The following is an 18279-nucleotide window of genomic DNA, read 5'->3' as shown; positions in this document are numbered from 1 at the left end:
CCGCCCGCCTGACAGCAATTGGCGTTCCCGTGCCGGGCGCGCCTGCCGCCCGACGAAAAAAAGCCCTCATACGAGGGCTTTCTTGCGGTGTTCAGCACGACGGCATCAAGGCCTGGCCTTGTCGTCCTTTGGCATATCGAGGCCATTACTGCCATCGCTGCCCAGAAATGCCATCACGGCCGCCTTGCCGGCGGCGGAAGCTTCGTCCTGGCTTCCATAGCGTCGTTCAGAATAATTGGTGCTATGCACATTGCCGGATTCGGGATCAAGCAAAGTGATGATCCACGCGAACTCGCCGGGCATCAGTTGCCTGACCTGTAGCGTGGCACGCGTGCCGGGACGCAATCTTTGCGACATCTGGCAGCCTTTTCAGTAACGGAATGCCCCCATCGTAGCGCAAAGCCGCCGGTTGCCGGCAGCGCGCCGAACGCTGTTCGAAATGCTGCGGACGCACATGATTCCATGCTGCACACTGCGCGGCAAAAACGCCACATTGCTCGGTTTCCGCCAGGAAAACCCTAGGGTCCATGCCGCCAATACAGGCGCACAATCAGTAAAAAAATATAGACCGCACAAGCGGTGCCGCATCCCTTTAATCAGGCGAGGACGGAGACAACATGACTTACGTAGCAGTGGTTATCAGCTGTTTGATGGTTATGGGTATCGTCGCGTTGGTGATTCAAACGATCCAAAGTGCAGGGCCCGAGCCCTGGCTGAAGATTTCGGCGGCGATTGTCAGTTCAACCTTTGCTTCGCTCTTGTTGATCCCGCTGGGCTACGCCGTAGCACAGACCATGCTGATCGACTGACGCTACCGCTTTCTTGGCCACCCGCCAGGGCTATCCGCCCCGGGCGGGTTTGCCTCGTGTTGCCGCCCAGCACAGCAACGAGCCGGCGGTGACCATCGCCACTCCCTGCCAGAACGGCGCGGTAAGGCGGGTCGACAGCCACACGGCTGCGAAGAAGGTGGAAAGCACCGGTGTGAAGTAGGACGCCGTGGCCAGCAAGGTCAGATTGCCTTTCAGTATTCCCACGTTCCACAATGCATAGCCGGCCGCCATCGCGCCGCCGGTCACGCATAGTTCGATCGTGGCGGATCCGGCAAATGCCAGCGCCGGCTCGGCGCTGAAGCCATACTTGATCCACAACACCACCGCCGTCAGCATGAAAAACAGCGCGACGCCATTCTTGCCGTCGGCGAACCGCTTTGTCACGTTGCAATAGACGGCCCAGATAATGGCGCCACTGAATGCCAAGCCATAACTCAGGGGGTTGCTCGACACATTATCCAAGGTGCGTTCCCACGACAGTCCGCCCGTTCCACCCACGACCCAGACGATGCCGCACACCGACAGCAGTATCCCCGGCACGACCCATGCGTTGGCGCGCTGGCCATTGATGACGATCGCCAACACCACCGTCAGGCAGGGCCAAAGATAGTTGACGATGCCAAGCTCGATGGCCTGCCCGCGGTCCAGCGCAAAACCCAAAGACAGCGACAGGCAGATCTCGTAGGCGACGAACAGCAGGCTGCCCACGACCAGATAACGCCGGGGGAACGTGCGCAGTTTTGGGAAACCCAGCAGGCACACCAGAAACGCCGAACCGACCGTATAAATGAGCGCGGCGCCGCCGATGGCGCCAAAGCTCTCGCTGACGCTGCGAATCAGGCCGACCACCGTGCCCCACAGCAGGATCGCCAGCAAACCGAGGATAGTGGCCGTATTCCGGCCAGGGGAAATTTGCATTACCGTTCCGCTTGCTCTTTGCTGCACGCCGCTTGCCTGCGGGCCAGGCGCGGCGTCAGGCGGGCAAGTGTAGCGAATACCAGGCGTTAACGTAGTGATAGGCCGGCACGGGGAGGTCCGTGCCAACAAGCGACATATACCCACTTAAACAATGAACAAGAGGGAGTAGCATCCGCATGGCCATTTCCATACGTAGATTGAGCGATGTGCTCGCCAGCACGGAGTCAGGCAGGCTCTATCGGATTGAAGTTTTCTTGCAAGCGGATGATCCGGGAACCATGAACCCGCCGCCCCAGACCACGCGCTACATTCTCAGGACATCGGAAGGGGAACGCGTCATCGCCCTGGGCGATAAGCGGTATCGCCTGAAATCAGGAGAAGTGCTGACGGCCCTGGCGCCGCAGCAGGCGCCTCCACCGGCTTGACGGGGCTTGCGGGCCCTTGCCCCGCACGCGGCTCACAGATCGGATACGACCCGCCGTTTTCCTTGCCCCTTGGCCTTGTACAGCGCAACATCGGCCCGCTCAAGCATTTGCAGCATCGTAATGCCCGACTGCGGATAGACCGCGATGCCCACGCTGGCCGACACCGAGACACGGATCCCCGGATAGGGCAAGGACAGGCTTTCGACCAGCGCCTCAGCCACGATCAGGGCATTGTCCTTGCCCACGCCCATCAGCAGCACCGCGAATTCGTCGCCGCCCAGGCGGGCCGCCACATCGGACACCCGGATCGCGCGCGCCATGCGGTCCGCGGCTTCCTTCAACACGGTGTCGCCGGCGGCGTGGCCATGCAGGTCGTTGACGGCTTTAAAACCGTCCAGGTCGATCGCCAGGATGGCGAAGGATTCTCCGCTGCGCTGGGCCACGGCCAACTCACGCAAGACCAGCTCGCCAAACAGCACTCGGTTGCATAGCCCCGTCAACGGGTCGTAGTGGGCAAGATGCTGCGCATGCGCCAGCATCCGCGAGGCCTGCAACAGCGCCGTGCCCACCTCTTGCGCCTCTTTCACGCGGGTGGTCGGCAACTCGACGGTGCGGCCCTCGCCCAATGCCAGCGCCGGCCCGACCAGCCCCTGCACCGCCGAGGTCAGGCGGCTGGCCAGACGCAAGGCCAGCCACAGCCCCAGGCCGAACGCGAACAACGTGCCCAGCACAAGCCAGGCGATGGAACGGTACAAGTCCGTCGTCAGCAACGCCATGGGCGCGCCGGCCGCAACGGTCCAGCCCGACAACGACGATCGGCTGAACGCCGTGTAGACGGGCGTGCCTTCCTTGGTCGTCGTTTCGAGCGCGCCTTCGCTTTCCTGCATTACCGCTTGCATCAGCGTGGGAACCGCCTTCTGCCCGACGAATTTCGCGGCATCGCGCGTGCGGGCGACGATGGTCCCCGAGCTGTCCAGCACCGCCGCCACCCAACCCTCCGGAAGCGCCCGACGGCCCAATGCGTTGCCGATGCGATTGGGCGACAGGCCCACGCTAAGGCTATAGACGACGGCATCGCCGCGCACCACCGGTACACCCAGCGCGATCGTGGGCTTTTGGCTGACGCCGCCGGTGAACAAACGGCTTAACACCGGCGAGCGCGTCTCGAACACCCGGCCCAAGTCCTGCGCCGCGCCGCTTAGCGGCAATGGGGTGCCATACGGCACCAGCGTGTTGATGATCTGCCTGCCGTCGCGGTCGGTCAGCACATAACTATCCACGATCTGGAATCGCACCGATTCCCGCGCACGCTGATGAAAACTCGGAAGGTCGCCGGTCAGCAGGTCGGGAGAAGACGCCAGCATCTGCACGCCCGCGGCAACGCCGGTCAACTCGCGGTCAAGGATGGCGGTCAGATTCCGGGCCAGAAAAATCGTATCGCGGAAGATGCGCTCTCTCTCGATGACGTAGCTTTCATACACCGCCACCGATGCCACGATCAGCGCGGGCGAAATACACGTGAAGACGAGAGCAAGCAAGCCGGTCCGCATGGAATACAGGCGCTGCGGGCGAGCCTTTGCGCCAGCCGGGCTTTCGGCTTCAGCCACCGCCTCCCCCCTTGGTCTCATGGGCCCCTCCCATAGGTCTTCCATGGCGCTGCGCGCCTTCAGGCGACTTGTTCCGCGTCCCCAATTTACTCCGAAAATTTTGGCCTAGCGATGATTTCCTGACAGATGGATACGCCTCGTCATTCCCATTCGCGACAGATTGCTACTATCGCCGCCATGCGTAAACCGTCCCCCAAATTCCCCGCGTCCAGCCAGCTGGACGCGTCCGACAAGACCGTGCTGATTTACGGTGCCCTCGCCGCCGTATCCGGCCTGACCCTTCACGCGTTGATGACGGCCCGCGCCTGGCCCTGGGGGCATCCGTTCGCCCTGGCCTTCTGGCTGCAGTGGGTGGCGCTGGCGCCACTGGCCGGGGCCATGCTGGCCGGGATGCGCAGCGGCCGCCGCTGGCTGGCGGCGCTGGCGGCATACGGCCTGATCCTGCCCGCGCTGACGGCATACGGCCTGACGTCCGCGCACGGCGCCCTTCCCCATGAAGCGGGCGGATGGCCACAAGGCAATGATCTGGCGTTGGCGTTACTGTTGACAGGCGTCGCGGGCTTCATCCTGCTGCCGCTGATCCAGGCGCTGGATGCCGGCAAGCCCCAATGGGGCTACCCCGACGTATTCCGCGCCGCGTGGCGCAATGCCGTCCACCTGACGCTAGCCGTGTGCCTGGGTTCGGCGGTGTGCCTGCTGCTGACCGCGGCCGGCGCCATGTTCGCCATGATCGGCATCAAGGGGATTCGCGCGGCTGTCGACGCCACCCCCTTCCGGCTTGCCGTCTGGCCGATGGTCCTGGCCGCCTGCCTGGTGGGCGTGAGGCGCCGGCCGCAATTGACCGATACGCTGCAACGCTCCTGGTTGACGCTCAATGCGTGGCTGCTGCCGCTAATCACGCTGGTGGGCCTGGCCTTCACGTTGGCGCTGGCCGCCCGGATGGCATTGGGCCTGCAGGCCGTCCAGCTGTCGGCGGGCGCGCTGATCGCGTTCTGCCTGGTGTGGATCAAGTTCATCAATGCCGCCTGGCAAGACGGCCACGAGCCCGCCCCCTTCGGTCCGCGCCTGCGGACGCTGCTGCGCGCGACGATGGCGTGCCTGCTGCCGCTGGCCGCCGTAGCCTTATATGGCGCCGTTGTGCGCGTGGAGCAATATGGCTGGACGGTGCTGCGGGTCTGGGGAGTCATCGGCGGCACGGTGCTGGTGCTGTATGGCGCGGGCTACGCCTGGGCCGCACTGCGCCCTCAACGCGACCACCCCGCGCTGGGCGTCACCAACCTGATCGTGGCCGTTGCCACCCTGGGGTTGCTTTTGGCGGTCAATACGCCGATCGCCAACCCGCTGCGCCTGACCGCGGAAAGCCAATTGCGGCGCATCGTGGACGGACGTCTCGATCCGGAGACATTCAGCTTTTACGCCATGGGTCGCGAATATGGCCGCTGGGGTCGCAGCGCCTTGCAACAGCTGGCAGACGGCGCAGCCAATGCGCGGGATCCGCGCATCGCCCTTGCGGCCGCCGAGGCCCTGAAGGGAAGCTATTTCGGCTGGAGCGATGCCACACCGGCGGCAGGCCAGGCATCAGCGGCCGAGCCCCCGCCTGTCGCCGTGCCGGCTTTCGCCACCCTGCCGCCCGGACGCGCGGTCCCCGAAGCATGGTGGAACGCGATGCGCGAGACGTCACCGGCCCAGGCCCGGACGTGCGCGACACCGGCCGCCCCCGCCATGCCGGGCGAAGCGGCCAGCCTGCCATGCCGGTTGATCTTCGCCGATCTGACCGGTGACGGCCAGGACGAGATTGTCTTATATCTCGCGCCGCAAGGCGGAGGGTCCGGCGCGGGCGAACGGTTGATCGCCTACGCCGCGAAGGGCCAGGCATGGCAGCCGTTGGGCCGGCTGCAAGCGGAGAGTTTCGAGCAGCCGATGGCAGACGTGACGGGTGTCGTGGATATCCGGCAGGCGTTGGAGCAAGGCCTGGTGCGCACCCGCCCCCGGCCTGAACGCGACTTGATGATCGGCGACAACCTGCTGCGGCTGCGTTGAGCTACCGCGCTTCCAAGTCGGGGGTGCCCGAGAACTGGCTCTTCAGCAGCGTCAGCGCGCCCTTCTCCGCCAACGCCTCGTTGGGAAATACATGCTTGGTATCTTCCAGCACCGGAAATCCGAAGATGCGGACCCGGACGTGAAAGCCTTCGGGGGTTTCGGCGAACTCGATATCGAAATTACGTTCTTCGATCCAGCCCGATCGATGCAGTTTCCATTCCATATGCAACACGCTCCTGGTTGGCGGGGCAACACGAAAGGCCGGCCTGAAATTCCGGCGCTGCTACACCTTACACCCGGCGCGGCGCGTGCGGATGGCTGGCCGAGCCCCGCACGCGAACCTGCACGCCTTATTCCGCGGCGGGCGGCTCTTCCGGCCTCTTGCCCAACAGTTCTTCGGATGCGGGAGAAAAAAGGTCCCAGCAAGCCATGAACAGTGCGGCGATCAGCGGGCCGATCACAAAGCCATTCAGACCGAACAAAGCCATGCCGCCCAGGGTGGAGATCAGCACCACGTAGTCCGGCATCTTGGTGTCTTTGCCCACCAGGATGGGACGCAGCACGTTGTCGACCATGCCGATGACCAGCACCCCGAACCCGATCAGCACCGCGCCCTTGACCACGGCGCCCGTCAAGAGGAAGTAGATCGCGACCGGCGCCCAGATCAGCCCCGCGCCAATCGCGGGCAGCAGCGACAGGAAGCCCATGATCACGCCCCATAGCAGCGCGCCCTGGATCGAAAGGATCGAAAAAATGATCCCGCCCAGCGCGCCCTGGGCCGCCGCCACCGCGATGTTGCCCTTGACGGTGGCACGCACGACGGTGGTGAACTTGCGAAACAGGTGCTGCTTATGCGCGTTGCTGAGCGGCATGGCGCGCTTCAGGCGCGCCGTCAGTTGCGGCCCGTCTCGCAACAGGAAGAACAGCAGGTAGAGCATGATGCCGAAGCTGATCACGAACTGGAACGTGTCCTGCCCGATGTTCAGCGCCTGGGTCGCCAGGAACTGGCTGGCCTGCATTGCGCCCGCGCTAAGCTTCTGTTGCAGGCTGGGAATGTCGGCCAGGTCGAAGCGCGCAAGCAGGTCATGCACCGACGGCGGCAATGCGGCCATCGCCTGCTGGAAGTACGCGCCAAAGTTCAGCTCGCCCGATTTGATGCTCTGATACAGGTTCGCGCCTTCGTTCACCAGCGACCCGCTGATGGCGACGAGCGGAAGGATGACGAGCAGCAGGACCAGCAGCAACGTGATCAGCGCGCCAAGATTGCGCCGCCCGCCGATACGCGCAACCAGCCGGCGCTGCAAGGGCGCGAAGATGATGGCAAGAATGGCGCCCCAAAAGACCGCGCCGTAGAAAGGCCACAGTAGCCAGCCGAACGCGATGGTGACCACCACGAGCAGGAGCAGAAAGGTTCTGTGGTGCAAGCTGGATGATTCGCTCATATTCCGTTCCAGGCACGGCTAACGCCGCGAGACCCGCATTGTACAAAGCGCCCGCTTCCCGGCGGGTTCAGGCCCCGAGCCCCACGGCCAGCAGCACGGTCTGGCGCGCTTGCGCCAGGCCTTCCGACTGCGCATTCAGCCCCTGCAGGCGCAGGTTCAGCTGCTGTTGCAACGTAAGCGTCGCCACGCGCGCCTGGCCGTCCACCAATTGGATATCCGCGGCGTTGGCGGCCACGAAATCCGCCACGCCCACGGCATCGCGCGCCACGGAGTCCATGCGGGTTGCCGCCTGCATCAATTCCGCGGCGGGCGCCGTCACGGCTTCGTCATAGACGCCACCATAGACCGGCGCCAAGTCGGGCGGCAAAGCCATCTCGGCCCGCGCCCGATCCGCCTTGGCACGCGCATCGTGGAGCTTGCTGGCGCTTTCCGCCAGGGTCTTGCGGGCCGTCTCGAATGCGGCTTTGCGGTCAACGATTTCGCCCACCGAACGAATCGTTTCCACCGCCAGCACCTCGCGCAACGGCGCGGCGGCCTCGGCCATCTCTTTCTGGAAGCCGGTAATCACGTCGTACGCGTCGGCGTAATCGCCGATCGCTTCTTTCTCGGACTTGCCGAGTGCGCCGATCGGCAACAGCGTGTCGCTGCTTACCCGGGCTTGCAGCAGCTGGATGAACGCCGCGCGCTCCTGGGGCTCTTTATTCACGCAGGCCGTCGTGATCAGCATCGAAGCCATCGCCAGGCCCATCAGGCAGGCTCGCCATGGTGACATGCGTGTCCTCCTTGCTATCAGGGATTGATGTTTCGGGATTGAAGGCCCCGGATTCAAGCGCCCGGCGGGGCGGCCGCCGGCGCACGTGGGCAGATTATCCCGAAGCCTCGTCCGGCCACTACCCGTGGGCGGAATTTGTTGCGATCGAAGCGAGTTGACACAGGGCGCGCGGGGCGCGCTCGCGTTGCGGCCGTCATGCATGCGGCAGCCGATACGTCATCGCGCACCGCCGCGCGGCGTCAAAGCCCGCGTCCGACTCCGCCTGCAGCCGCGCTTGCAGGAGCGGGGGAAACGGCGGCGTAAGTTCAACGAAGCCCAGCCGCCGGTAGAACGGGGCATTCCAGGGCAGGTCGCGATCGGTCGTCAGCAGCACTGCCCCGTATCTGCCCGCGGCCCGTGCGTGCGCCAGCACCGCCCGCAACAGGGCGCGGCCAATGCCCTGCCCCTGCCAGGGCAGCGCCACCGACATCTCGGTTAGAAACAAATCGCCCCCCATCGGCTCTGCCAGTGCAAATCCACGCACCTCGGCGTCAGGCTGCGCGACCCATAGAAGGCATGCCGCCTGCGCCACGGCCAGTTCGTCCAGGGGCACCGGATCGCCGTCGGCGGCCCAGGCCACGGCCGTCCCGCGGAATCGCGCCGCGGCGGAGCGCTCGATATCGGCCAGGCAGGCCAGGTCGGAAGGTCGGGCGAGTCGAATCATGAGGGGTGGAAGTATGCACCATGCGCCCCCAGGCGCCTCCTGCCCCGATCCCTTAAAATGCGCCATCCGGCCACGCTATCGGCCACCCGTAACACTGGCTTTGCCCTGACAATGACTCAAAACGCTACTTCCGCCTCCTGGGGGTTCACCCAGCCCGATTGCCGCGGCGCGGCCGCCCTCCTGTTCTTCATGGACGATCTGGCGCGCGTCGTGAACCAATACCTGGGACAGGGCCAGTTGTCGGATGAGGCGCTGGCGGATGCCCAAAAAGCCGTCGATGCGCTGCTGCAACGCTATGTTGAAATCGAGGCTGCCCCGGAAGCGTTCAACGACGAACGCATCGGCCTGGCGCTGGAAACCGAGCGCCAGCCGGACGGCACGATGGGCGCGCAAGTGGCGCTGCGGATGTCCCCACGCCTGGAGGGCCTCATTATCGAAGCCCAGCGCCAGGCCCGCCCCGCCGCGCACTGACGGCCACGGCTACGCCTACGCCTACTCATCCAAAAAAGCTTGCAAAACCCATCGGTCTGCGATAATATCGATGGTTGAGGTCTTTCTGCAGAGCAGGACGAACTTCAAGCAGGAGTTGAGTTTGGATTCCAAGCTTTCGACTCCAAGCATTACCCAGTAATTACGCAGTACCCGGCTTCATCCAGCGCTGATATGGCCAAACGCTAATGACCCAACGTCATTGACCGCTGATCAAGCCGCACGGATTCCGATCTGATTTGCGAAAACCCACAACGCCAAAACGCAAATCCCGGCTCCGCCCCGAAAGTCGCGCAATATCGGCGCAACTTCCACAATCAAAGCAGTTCCGAATGCAGCGATGGCCATTGCGGCCAGCGTGCTGAATCGATCAACGCCCAGGCACTGAACCTGATTGGCGGGATCCGACGCAAGCAGCCTCGAAGCCGCCCATAGCACCTTCGCCAAACCGCCAGTCCGGCTTGGCCAGAAGCACCAAAATTTTACGCTGCGGCGCACGTCGACCCAACGACGACAGCCGCACAGCAACCGCCAGAGTCCAACCCACTCTCTGCGCGGCCCCTCAGGCCTAAAGAGCGCATGCACCGAACATGCACGCCACCTGGCCCGAATCGATGCCGTCCTGACTGACGGATGGCATCAAACAGCGGCATTGAACCGTTACCCGCGCACGCAAAAATATGAGAATGCGCAAAGGGACGGCAACACTTATGCGGTAGTGTCATGCATGCCTGTCCGAATCAACCCGGCTGGACATGGCAGACGACCACGATGCGAGGCGCTTTAGTTACGTCCACATCTTGCTCGGCATGAATACCCGCAGCTTTCTAATAACTAGAACCTAAGAGAACAAACACCATGAATACTCGTTTCACTACCTCGGACCTGATCCGACGCCCCGCTCACACGACGCTGGACAACACGCCCATCCATATCGGCGACATCGTCTACCTGCAGCCCACCAACGGCCCCGCCATCCGCGCGACGGTCATCTTCAACGCGCCGATCGACGGCACGACGACCTACACGACTGAAGTCGTGCCGTGCGGCTCTTCCACGCAGAAAGTGCCCGGCCAGCGCATCCGCTTCCGCCACGAGCACGTGCATCGCATCGAGCCCGTGCGTCGCACCACGCACTGATATCCAGGCCCAAATCGCCGCGCGTCATGCGCGGCGATTGCTTTTTGCGCATGATAAATTCGCAAGCAATCCGTCCAGGCAGCTCAACCATGCAGAACAATCGGCAAGCGATCCGCATCTGGGATCTTCCCACCCGCCTCTTTCACTGGGCGCTCGTCGTCTGCATCGTGGGCGCGTTCGTCAGCGTGAAGCTGGGCGGTCTGTACATGGACTGGCACGTGCGCTTCGGCTGTACGGCGCTGGGCCTGATCATCTTCCGAGTGCTTTGGGGCATCATCGGGCCGCGCTACGCCCGCTTCAGCCAGTTCGTGCGTGGCCCCGGCGCCGTGGCCCGCTACCTGAAGGGCGCCGCCGCTCCCGCCGGCCATAACCCGCTGGGCGCGCTGTCGGTGCTGGCGCTGCTGCTGGTCATCGGTTTCCAGGCTACAAGCGGCCTGTTCACCACTGACGACATCATGACGCAAGGGCCGCTATTCGGTCATGTAAGCGAAGCCACGGCCGCCCTCATGACGTCATGGCACAAGCTCAACGAGTGGGTCATCATCGGCGTGATCGCCCTGCACCTGCTGGCCGTCGCGTGGTATGCCGTGGTGCGCCGCAAGCGCCTGGTCCGCGCCATCGTCACCGGAAACGTCGATGCCAAGGACCTGCCGGCGGGCACGCCGCCCGCCCAGGACGGCCTTGCCGTCTGGCTGCGTGCGCTGCTGCTGGGCGCCTGCGTCACGGCCCTCGTGCTGTGGATCCAGTCGCTGGAAGTGGCCGCCGACATGTCCTTCTCTTGATCTCGCCGCAGGCCCACAAAAAAAGCCCCTCGTAATCCGAGGGGCTTTTTCCTTCAGCACCGCGGGCATCCAGAGACGCCCCGGGCCTTACTTCTTCTTGCGGTAGGAATCGTGGCAAGCCTTGCAGCTTGCACCCACGTCACCGAAGGCGGCGCGCAGCTTATCCAGATCGCCTGCGTCGGCCGCGGCCGACAGCTTCACGATATTGTCCTGGAATGCTTGCTGCTTCTGCTTGAAGCCGGCCGCGTCGCTCCAGATTTCGGGGCGGGCGTCGCCGCCTTCCGTTCCGGGACCAAAAGCTGCCCACGGCAGGCCGGACAGCGTCTTCAGCACTTCGACGTTGGCCTTGATCTGCGCGGCGTCGTACGGCGCCTGCCCCTTGACCACCGGCGTCATGCGGCCGAAGTGTGAAGCCATCAGCGTCAATGCCGACTGGCGGTACTTGACGGCATCTTCCGGCTTGGCGAACTGCGCCGAGGCGGTGGTCGCCAACAGCGGCCCCACCGTCATACAGGCCAACGCGACAAGCGTGGACAACTTCTTCATTGCAATCTCCCGTAAGGACAACAACAATGCCGCGCGCATTGCGCGCGCGGCATGGCGACTATACCGCCCGGGCCAGCTCTGCAGCCAGTCCGATGTACGAACGCGGGGTCATCGCCAGCAAGCGGGCCTTAGGCTCATCCGGCAGCGCCAGGCCCTGGATGAATTCTCGCAGAGCTTCCTCGGTTATGCCCTTGCCGCGCGTCAAGGCTTTGAGTTGTTCGTACGGTTGCGGCAGGCCATAGCGGCGCATGACGGTCTGCACGGGCTCGGCCAGCACTTCCCAGCACGCATCGATATCGGCGTCGATGGCGGCCGTGTTGACCTCCAGCTTGCCCAGGCCGCGCATGCACGCATCCCACGCCACCAGGCAATAACCCAGGCCCACGCCCAGGTTGCGCAAAACGGTGGAGTCCGTCAGGTCGCGCTGCCAGCGGGAGATCGGCAGCTTGTCGGCCAGATGGCGCAGCACGGCGTTCGCCAGGCCCAGGTTGCCTTCGGAGTTTTCGAAGTCGATCGGGTTGACCTTGTGCGGCATGGTCGACGAACCGACCTCGCCGTCTTTCAGACGCTGCTTGAAATAGCCCAGCGCCACGTAGCCCCAGACGTCGCGGTCCAGGTCCAGCACGATGATGTTGGCGCGCGTGATGGCGTCGAACAAGACCGACATCCAGTCGTGCGGCTCGATCTGGATGGTGTGGCGGTTCTGGGTCAGGCCCAGGCCGGCCAGCACGCGCTGGCTGAAAGCCGGCCAGTCGATTTCCGGATAGGCCGACAGGTGGGCGTTGTAGTTGCCGGTGGCGCCGTTCAATTTGGCCAGGGGCTCAACGGCCTCGACGGCGGCGATGGCGCGGTTCAGCCGCGCAGCCACGTTGGCGAATTCCTTGCCGAGCGTCGTCGGGCTGGCCGGCTGGCCATGGGTGCGCGACAACATCGGCTGGTCGGCCTGGGCCACGGCCAGATCGTTCAGCTTGGCAGCCAGTTCGCGCAGGCGCGGCACCACGACCTGGTCGCGGGCGCGCGACAGCATCAGCGCGTGCGAGGTGTTGTTGATGTCTTCGGACGTGCAGGCGAAGTGAATGAACTCGGCGGCGGCGGCCAGCTCGGCGTCATCGGCCACTTTTTCCTTCAGCCAGTACTCGACGGCCTTCACGTCATGGTTGGTGACGCGTTCGATGTCCTTGATGCGGGCGGCGTCAGCTTCCGAGAAATCCTGCACCAGCTGCTGCAGGCGCTGGCGGGCAGCCGCCGAAAAAGCGGGCAGTTCGGGCAGGCCCGCATCGGACAGGGCCACCAGCCACGCCACCTCGACTTCGACGCGGTGCGCCATGAAGCCGGCCTCGGACAGCAGACCGCGCAGCGCGTCGCCCCGGGAAGCGTAACGGCCATCCAATGGCGAAAGGGCATTAAGTTGGCTCAATTGATCGGCGATTTGCATGGTCTGAAGAAGAAATGGCTACGGATGGGAAAACCCGACGATTTTATCATCCGGGGGAGTGCAACATTGTGGCAAACTGGCGAAGATTCCGGCCAGCGGACGGTTGGGCGTCCATCCGGCCTGCTATACTTCGGCCGCTTTTCGACTCCGCTTGTGACTCCATGAAACTGATCGGCTCGCTTACCAGTCCATACGTACGCAAGGTGCGTATTGTCATGGCCGAGAAAAAGCTGGACTACCGGCTTGAACTCGAAAACGTCTGGTCCGCCGACACGCAGATCCAAACGTATAACCCGCTGGGCAAGGTGCCCTGCCTGGTCATGGAAGACGGCGGCGCGCTGTTTGATTCGCGCGTCATCGTTGAATACCTGGACACCTTGTCCCCTGTCGCCCGCCTGATTCCTCAGCCGGGCCGCGATCGTGCCGCCGTCAAATGCTGGGAAGCCATCGCCGATGGCCTCCTGGACGCCTGCGTCGCCATCGTGAAGGAAAACCAGCGCCCCGAGGCACAACGCAGCCCCGAATGGATCGAGCGCCAGTACAGCAAGATCCACGCGAGCCTGGATGCCATGAACAAGAGCCTGGGCGACAACGCCCACTGCATGGGCATCAACTACAGCCTGGCGGATATCGCCGTGGGCTGTGCGCTGGGCTACCTGGACCTGCGCTTCGCTTCGCTCGATTGGCGCGCCAACCACCTGAACCTTGCCCGCCTGTACGACAAGCTGTCGCAGCGCCAATCGTTCATCGACACGATCCCCAAGACCGCCTGAAGGCGGTCCCGGACAGCCCGTTCCCACGGGCCGTCACACACGCCCCATCCCGCAGGGGCGCCAGAATACCGGCCGCGCAATGCGGCCGGTTTGCATTTCGGTGCCTGAAAATTCCGTCTTATTGGGCGGCGAACGTCTGCCAGGCCTTGAACAACATGTAGGCGGCCAGCGCGAACAACAGGCAGGCGAATACCCGTTTCAGGGTCTGGACCGGCAGGCGGTGCGCCATGCGCGCGCCCAACGGCGCCGTGAGCACGCTGGTGCAGACCAGCGCCACCAGAGCGGGCCAATAGATGTAGCCGAGCATGCCCGGGCGCGATGTCCCTTCGTTCAGGCCGGACACCACATACCCCACGCTGTTGGCCAGCGCGATGGGAAAGCCCAGCGCCGCCGAGGTCGACACCGCGTTGTGCAGCGCCACGTTGCACCAGACCATGAAGGGCACCGACAGGAACCCGCCGCCCGCGCCGACCAGCCCGGACAGGAAGCCGATGCCCGCCCCCGCCGCACTGGTGCCCACCACGCCGGGCATCTGGCGTGCCGGCTTGGGCTTCTTGTTGCGCAACATGCTCCAGCCGGAATAGCCCACGAACAGCGCGAAGAACAGCGATAGCCACAGCGTGCTGAGCGCCGCGAAGACCGCCCCGCCCGAGAGCAGCCCGCCCAGGATGATGCCCGGCGCCATCGCCCACACGATCGGCCATTTGATCGTGCCCTTCTGCTGGTGCGCCCTGACGCTGGACACGGAAGTGAACAGGATCGACGTCATCGACGTCGCGATCGCGGCATGCACGACCAGTTCGGGCGGCATGCCCTGCCAGGCGAACAGCATCGTCAGGAAAGGCACCAGCAGCATCCCTCCGCCAATCCCCAACAGACCCGCCGCAAAACCCACTACCGCACCCAACGCCAGCAGGCAAACCACCATCGTCACATCCACAACCGTCTCCTCTTTTATTGTTCGGTTTCTTGCTTGTCATGAGCGAAGGCCCCGTCGGCAGCGCGCCCACGGGGCCTTGTCCGGATCCGCTTTTACCGGACCCGCGTGCGTTACAGGATGATCCCGCCGCCCAGGCAAACCTCGCCATCGTATAGCACGGCCGACTGGCCGGGCGTGACGGCCCATTGCGGCTCGGCGAAATCCAGCGCGAAGGTGTCGCCTTCAGCCTGTTCCAGGCGGCAGGCGGCATCGGCTTGGCGATAGCGCGTCTTGGCGCCGTAGCCCGCGACGGCGGGCGGGTGCCCCGCCACCCAGCTGGCATCCTGCGCCTGTAGCCGTCCGGACAGCAGCCAGGGATGATCGTGTCCCTGCACCACATACAGGATGTTGCGCTCCAGGTCCTTGCGCGCCACGTACCAGGCTTCGGCCGTGCCGTCCTCGCGCTGGCGTCCCTTCACGCCGCCCACGCCCAGGCCCTTGCGCTGGCCCAGCGTGTAGAAGGACAAGCCTTCGTGGCGCCCCACGTTCTGCCCTTCCGGCGTCAGGATCGGGCCGGGCTCGGTGGGCAGGTAGCGGTTCAGGAATTCGCGAAACGGACGCTCGCCGATGAAGCAGATTCCCGTGGAATCCTTTTTAGCGGCGTTGTGCAGGCCGATTTCGTGCGCGATGCGCCGCACCTCGGTCTTGTGGATCTCGCCCAGCGGGAACAGGGTGCGCGACAGCTGCGCCTGGTTCAACCGGTGCAGGAAGTAGCTTTGGTCCTTGGACGCGTCCAGCGCCTTGAGCAGCTGGAACTGCGTGCCGCCGCCATCGGCCGGTACCTCTCGCACCCGCGCGTAGTGGCCGGTGGCGATATGTTCGGCGCCCAGCGCCATCGCGTGGTCCAGGAAGGCCTTGAATTTGATCTCGGCATTGCACAGCACGTCGGGATTGGGCGTGCGGCCCGCGGAATACTCGCGCAGGAAGTCCGCGAACACGCGGTCCTTGTATTCGGCGGCGAAATTGACGAATTCGAAGTCCACGCCGACCAGGTCGGCCACACTGGCCGCGTCCAGCAGATCCTGGCGCGTAGAACAGTATTCGGAATCGTCGTCGTCTTCCCAGTTCTTCATGAACAGGCCAACGACGTCATAGCCCTGCTGCTTCAGCAGCCAGGCCGTCACCGACGAATCGACCCCGCCGGACATACCGACCACAACGCGGCCTTTTTTGGTGGATATTTGACTCATGATGCGACTATTTTAGTTCGGACAACGCGTCTTCCCGCGGCTGCGGCTCTGCCGCCCGGGACACTTCCATCAGCCAGGCTCGAAACGCCTGCAGGGTTGGCAGGTTGGCCTTCTGCTCGGGATAACACAGGTAATAACCCATGCGCGCGCGGATGGGCAGCTGGATGGCGACGGCGAGCTTCCCGTCGCGTAGCTCGTCTTCGATCAGGCAACGCGGGATCAGCGCCACGCCGAACCCGGCGGCGGCAGCCTGCGACAACAGCGCGTATTGGTCGAAACGGGCCCCTTCCAGGCTGCGCCGCGTGTCGCACCCGGCCTGCTCGAACCAGTCGCGCCAGCCTTCCAGCGCGGACGTGTGGTGCAGCAGCGGATACGCCAGCAAAGCCTCCGGCGACGGACAGCCGCCCGGGATCAGCCGCGGGCTGCAGACAGGCACGATTTCGCGGCCCACGATGTAATCCGCGCCGCTACCCGGCCAGATGCCCTCGCCGAAGCGCACGGCGGCGTCAAGTTCAGGCGTCGAAAAATCGTAGCCCTGGCGGTGCGGCAGGAACTCCACATGGATGTCCGGGCGCAACCGCATGAAGGCGGTCAGGCGCGGAATCAGCCAGCGCGCGCCGAAGGTCGGCATACAGGTCAGGTTCAACGTGCCGCCCTGCCCCTGGTGCGCAATCAGCTCGATCGTGGCGGCTTCGATCTGGCCCAGGCCCGCCTGGACCTTGGTCAGATAGCTGCGGCCGGCTTCGGTCAGGACCAGGCCTTGCCTGATCCGCAGGAATAGTTCCACGCCGACGAACTCTTCCAGATGTTTCACCTGTTTACTGACGGCGCCCTGGGTCACGCACAATTCCTGGGCCGCGCGCGTGAAACTGCTATGGCGCGCCGCGACCTCGAATGCCTGTAAATCCGTTAATGAGGGACAGAAACGTCGCATGTGTCGTCCCCACGCAGTGTGGGGCTCCCGCCCCAGCGGGGCTTGATCGGGGAATTTCCCCTTGCCTCCGGCCAGATGAAAAGCAACGGAAAAGTTACATAAAAGTAACGTCCCAACGATGCAGGCCACAGAGAGGCATGAAAAAAAGTCATAGCTTACGGAGAAACTTTCGTTTGCGCAAACCGCCCCGCCAGGAAAGAATCGTTGCGTTTGCGTCTGCCTTTGCGCATCCGCTTTCCATTTATTAGGGGAATCCATGCAACGCCGTAACGTAGTACTGGGCCTGTGTGTCGCCGCCGCGACCCTGGCCATGCCGCTGACCTCGGGTATCGCGCACGCTGAAGACGCGTATCCGAGCAAGCCCATCCGCCTGATCGTCCCCTTCCCGCCCGGCGGCACCACCGACATCGTCGGCCGCCTGTTCGCGGACAAGCTGGGCAAGGAACTGGGCCAGACCGTCGTGGTGGAAAACCGCGGCGGCGCCGGTGGCTCGATCGGCAGCGCATTCGTCGCCAGCAGCGCGCCGGACGGCTATGTCCTGGGCATCGCCACCGTCAGCACGCACGGCATCAACCCGGCCATCTACCCGAACCTGCCGTTCGATGGCGAGAAGGACTTCACGCCCATCTCGAACCTGGCTGCCGTGCCCAACATCATGACGATCAACCCGAAGGTGCCGGCCAAGAACATCGCCGACTTCATCAAGCTGGCCAAGAGCCAGCCGGGCAAGCTGACGTATGCGTCCGCCGGCAACGGTTCGGTCTCGCACATGATGGGCGAACTGTTCAAAATGGCCTCGGGCACCGACCTGATGCACGTGCCTTACCGTGGCGTGGGCCCGGCGCTGAACGACGCGCTGGCCGGCCAGGTCGACGTCATGTATGACAACCTGCCTTCCACGCTGCCGCACGTGCAGTCCGGCCGCCTGATCGCCATGGCCGTCGCCTCGCCCAAGCGCGTCCCCAGCCTGCCCGACGTGCCCACGTTCGCCGAAGCCGGCCTGCCGGCCGTGAACGACGCGTCCTGGTTCGGCCTGGTCGCCCCGGCCAAGCTGCCGGAGCCCATCCTGGCCAAGCTGAACGCAGCGGTGCAGAAGGTTAGCGCCGAAGCCGACGTCAAGGCGCGTCTGGAAGCGCTGGGCGCCCAGCCCGCCGCCAACAGCTCGGCCGACTTTGGCAAGCAGATCGCGGCGGAAATCGCCAAGAACAAGCGCATCGCCAAAGAAGCCAACGTGAAGATCGACTAAGCGATCTTCGGCTCCCGCCGCGCAAGCT

At 64.3% G+C, this 18279-nt stretch carries 20 protein-coding genes; 8 read left to right on the top strand and 12 right to left on the bottom strand.

Annotated features, from left to right (window positions below; genetic code table 11):
• Positions 1–105: 105 nt before the first annotated feature.
• Positions 106–357, bottom strand: coding sequence for a hypothetical protein (locus tag ACE039_RS17910; protein WP_105558471.1), 252 nt, complete (start codon positions 355–357; stop codon positions 106–108).
• A 260-nt stretch (positions 358–617) separates the two neighbouring features.
• On the opposite strand from ACE039_RS17910, the gene ACE039_RS17905 reads away from it, so the two are divergent.
• Complete coding sequence (locus ACE039_RS17905; protein WP_105558470.1) at positions 618–809, top strand: hypothetical protein; 192 nt, start codon at positions 618–620, stop codon at positions 807–809.
• A 30-nt stretch (positions 810–839) separates the two neighbouring features.
• Here the strand turns inward: ACE039_RS17905 and yddG are convergent, their stop codons facing one another.
• The gene (yddG, locus tag ACE039_RS17900; protein ID WP_485822955.1) at positions 840–1748 is read right to left on the bottom strand and encodes an aromatic amino acid DMT transporter YddG; all 909 of its coding nucleotides are present in this window, start codon (positions 1746–1748) and stop codon (positions 840–842) included.
• Positions 1749–1924: 176 nt separating this feature from the next.
• Here yddG and ACE039_RS17895 point away from each other — a divergent pair, with 176 nt between their 5' ends.
• Positions 1925–2173 carry a 6-phosphofructokinase gene (locus ACE039_RS17895; RefSeq protein WP_105558468.1) on the top strand — a complete coding sequence of 83 codons (249 nt, stop codon included), beginning with the start codon at positions 1925–1927 and terminating at the stop codon, positions 2171–2173.
• Positions 2174–2205: 32 nt separating this feature from the next.
• Here ACE039_RS17895 and ACE039_RS17890 read toward each other — a convergent pair whose 3' ends face one another.
• Complete coding sequence (locus tag ACE039_RS17890; protein ID WP_448709828.1) at positions 2206–3723, bottom strand: GGDEF domain-containing protein; 1518 nt, start codon at positions 3721–3723, stop codon at positions 2206–2208.
• A 234-nt stretch (positions 3724–3957) separates the two neighbouring features.
• Between ACE039_RS17890 and ACE039_RS17885 the strand changes: the two genes are divergently transcribed.
• Complete coding sequence (locus ACE039_RS17885; protein ID WP_485822954.1) at positions 3958–5820, top strand: DUF4153 domain-containing protein; 1863 nt, start codon at positions 3958–3960, stop codon at positions 5818–5820.
• Between the two features lies 1 nt (position 5821).
• Here ACE039_RS17885 and ACE039_RS17880 read toward each other — a convergent pair whose 3' ends face one another.
• The 4 genes from ACE039_RS17880 to ACE039_RS17865 form a co-directional block, all read right to left on the bottom strand.
• Entirely contained in the window at positions 5822–6043 is a 222-nt protein-coding gene (locus ACE039_RS17880; protein WP_105558465.1) for a hypothetical protein, read from the bottom strand.
• A gap of 127 nt (positions 6044–6170) precedes the next feature.
• A complete protein-coding gene (locus ACE039_RS17875; protein ID WP_105558464.1) occupies positions 6171–7262 on the bottom strand; it encodes an AI-2E family transporter in 1092 nt (363 codons plus the stop codon).
• Between the two features lie 67 nt (positions 7263–7329).
• Positions 7330–8034: a DUF3053 family protein gene (locus ACE039_RS17870; RefSeq protein WP_485822953.1), complete on the bottom strand. Its 705-nt coding sequence runs from the start codon at positions 8032–8034 to the stop codon at positions 7330–7332.
• Between the two features lie 193 nt (positions 8035–8227).
• Entirely contained in the window at positions 8228–8737 is a 510-nt protein-coding gene (locus tag ACE039_RS17865; RefSeq protein ID WP_310032463.1) for a GNAT family N-acetyltransferase, read from the bottom strand.
• A 111-nt stretch (positions 8738–8848) separates the two neighbouring features.
• Here ACE039_RS17865 and ACE039_RS17860 point away from each other — a divergent pair, with 111 nt between their 5' ends.
• The 3 genes from ACE039_RS17860 to ACE039_RS17850 all read left to right on the top strand — a co-directional run bounded on the left by ACE039_RS17860 (position 8849) and on the right by ACE039_RS17850 (position 11148).
• Positions 8849–9208 (top strand): hypothetical protein, encoded by a 360-nt coding sequence (locus tag ACE039_RS17860; RefSeq protein ID WP_105558552.1) that lies wholly within the window; start codon positions 8849–8851, stop codon positions 9206–9208.
• A gap of 876 nt (positions 9209–10084) precedes the next feature.
• Positions 10085–10366 carry a hypothetical protein gene (locus tag ACE039_RS17855; RefSeq protein ID WP_006224961.1) on the top strand — a complete coding sequence of 94 codons (282 nt, stop codon included), beginning with the start codon at positions 10085–10087 and terminating at the stop codon, positions 10364–10366.
• A gap of 89 nt (positions 10367–10455) precedes the next feature.
• Entirely contained in the window at positions 10456–11148 is a 693-nt protein-coding gene (locus ACE039_RS17850; RefSeq protein ID WP_485822952.1) for a cytochrome b/b6 domain-containing protein, read from the top strand.
• Between the two features lie 87 nt (positions 11149–11235).
• Here the strand turns inward: ACE039_RS17850 and ACE039_RS17845 are convergent, their stop codons facing one another.
• Together ACE039_RS17845 and purB are read right to left on the bottom strand one after the other, a co-directional pair.
• A complete protein-coding gene (locus ACE039_RS17845; protein ID WP_105558460.1) occupies positions 11236–11694 on the bottom strand; it encodes a c-type cytochrome in 459 nt (152 codons plus the stop codon).
• A 58-nt stretch (positions 11695–11752) separates the two neighbouring features.
• Complete coding sequence (purB, locus tag ACE039_RS17840; protein ID WP_485822951.1) at positions 11753–13129, bottom strand: adenylosuccinate lyase; 1377 nt, start codon at positions 13127–13129, stop codon at positions 11753–11755.
• A 161-nt stretch (positions 13130–13290) separates the two neighbouring features.
• Here purB and ACE039_RS17835 point away from each other — a divergent pair, with 161 nt between their 5' ends.
• Positions 13291–13902 carry a glutathione S-transferase gene (locus tag ACE039_RS17835; RefSeq protein ID WP_105558458.1) on the top strand — a complete coding sequence of 204 codons (612 nt, stop codon included), beginning with the start codon at positions 13291–13293 and terminating at the stop codon, positions 13900–13902.
• 118 nt (positions 13903–14020) lie between these two features.
• Here the strand turns inward: ACE039_RS17835 and ACE039_RS17830 are convergent, their stop codons facing one another.
• The 3 genes from ACE039_RS17830 to ACE039_RS17820 all read right to left on the bottom strand — a co-directional run bounded on the left by ACE039_RS17830 (position 14021) and on the right by ACE039_RS17820 (position 17005).
• Positions 14021–14842: a sulfite exporter TauE/SafE family protein gene (locus ACE039_RS17830; protein WP_105558457.1), complete on the bottom strand. Its 822-nt coding sequence runs from the start codon at positions 14840–14842 to the stop codon at positions 14021–14023.
• A gap of 110 nt (positions 14843–14952) precedes the next feature.
• On the bottom strand, positions 14953–16071 hold the full coding sequence (gene mnmA, locus ACE039_RS17825; RefSeq protein WP_105558456.1) for a tRNA 2-thiouridine(34) synthase MnmA: 1119 nt from the start codon (positions 16069–16071) through the stop codon (positions 14953–14955).
• A gap of 7 nt (positions 16072–16078) precedes the next feature.
• Complete coding sequence (locus ACE039_RS17820; protein WP_448708849.1) at positions 16079–17005, bottom strand: LysR substrate-binding domain-containing protein; 927 nt, start codon at positions 17003–17005, stop codon at positions 16079–16081.
• Between the two features lie 256 nt (positions 17006–17261).
• On the opposite strand from ACE039_RS17820, the gene ACE039_RS17815 reads away from it, so the two are divergent.
• On the top strand, positions 17262–18251 hold the full coding sequence (locus tag ACE039_RS17815; protein WP_448708848.1) for a Bug family tripartite tricarboxylate transporter substrate binding protein: 990 nt from the start codon (positions 17262–17264) through the stop codon (positions 18249–18251).
• Positions 18252–18279: the final 28 nt, after the last annotated feature.

Source organism: Achromobacter maghribensis (assembly GCF_057334215.1).
The sequence above is the reverse complement of the archived record's forward strand: the minus strand, read 5'-3'. Positions and strand labels throughout refer to the sequence as shown.

Coding starts and splice junctions, on each gene's coding strand:
- ACE039_RS17845 (WP_105558460.1), bottom strand. CDS start 11,694: ATGAAGAAGTTGTCCACGCTTGTCGCGTTGGCCTGTATGACGGTGGGG.
- ACE039_RS17895 (WP_105558468.1), top strand. CDS start 1,925: ATGGCCATTTCCATACGTAGATTGAGCGATGTGCTCGCCAGCACGGAG.
- ACE039_RS17855 (WP_006224961.1), top strand. CDS start 10,085: ATGAATACTCGTTTCACTACCTCGGACCTGATCCGACGCCCCGCTCAC.
- ACE039_RS17890 (WP_448709828.1), bottom strand. CDS start 3,723: ATGCGGACCGGCTTGCTTGCTCTCGTCTTCACGTGTATTTCGCCCGCG.
- ACE039_RS17905 (WP_105558470.1), top strand. CDS start 618: ATGACTTACGTAGCAGTGGTTATCAGCTGTTTGATGGTTATGGGTATC.
- ACE039_RS17820 (WP_448708849.1), bottom strand. CDS start 17,005: ATGCGACGTTTCTGTCCCTCATTAACGGATTTACAGGCATTCGAGGTC.
- ACE039_RS17815 (WP_448708848.1), top strand. CDS start 17,262: ATGCAACGCCGTAACGTAGTACTGGGCCTGTGTGTCGCCGCCGCGACC.
- mnmA (WP_105558456.1), bottom strand. CDS start 16,071: ATGAGTCAAATATCCACCAAAAAAGGCCGCGTTGTGGTCGGTATGTCC.
- ACE039_RS17870 (WP_485822953.1), bottom strand. CDS start 8,034: ATGTCACCATGGCGAGCCTGCCTGATGGGCCTGGCGATGGCTTCGATG.
- ACE039_RS17885 (WP_485822954.1), top strand. CDS start 3,958: ATGCGTAAACCGTCCCCCAAATTCCCCGCGTCCAGCCAGCTGGACGCG.
- purB (WP_485822951.1), bottom strand. CDS start 13,129: ATGCAAATCGCCGATCAATTGAGCCAACTTAATGCCCTTTCGCCATTG.
- ACE039_RS17835 (WP_105558458.1), top strand. CDS start 13,291: ATGAAACTGATCGGCTCGCTTACCAGTCCATACGTACGCAAGGTGCGT.
- ACE039_RS17880 (WP_105558465.1), bottom strand. CDS start 6,043: ATGGAATGGAAACTGCATCGATCGGGCTGGATCGAAGAACGTAATTTC.
- ACE039_RS17875 (WP_105558464.1), bottom strand. CDS start 7,262: ATGAGCGAATCATCCAGCTTGCACCACAGAACCTTTCTGCTCCTGCTC.
- yddG (WP_485822955.1), bottom strand. CDS start 1,748: ATGCAAATTTCCCCTGGCCGGAATACGGCCACTATCCTCGGTTTGCTG.
- ACE039_RS17850 (WP_485822952.1), top strand. CDS start 10,456: ATGCAGAACAATCGGCAAGCGATCCGCATCTGGGATCTTCCCACCCGC.
- ACE039_RS17865 (WP_310032463.1), bottom strand. CDS start 8,737: ATGATTCGACTCGCCCGACCTTCCGACCTGGCCTGCCTGGCCGATATC.
- ACE039_RS17860 (WP_105558552.1), top strand. CDS start 8,849: ATGACTCAAAACGCTACTTCCGCCTCCTGGGGGTTCACCCAGCCCGAT.
- ACE039_RS17910 (WP_105558471.1), bottom strand. CDS start 357: ATGTCGCAAAGATTGCGTCCCGGCACGCGTGCCACGCTACAGGTCAGG.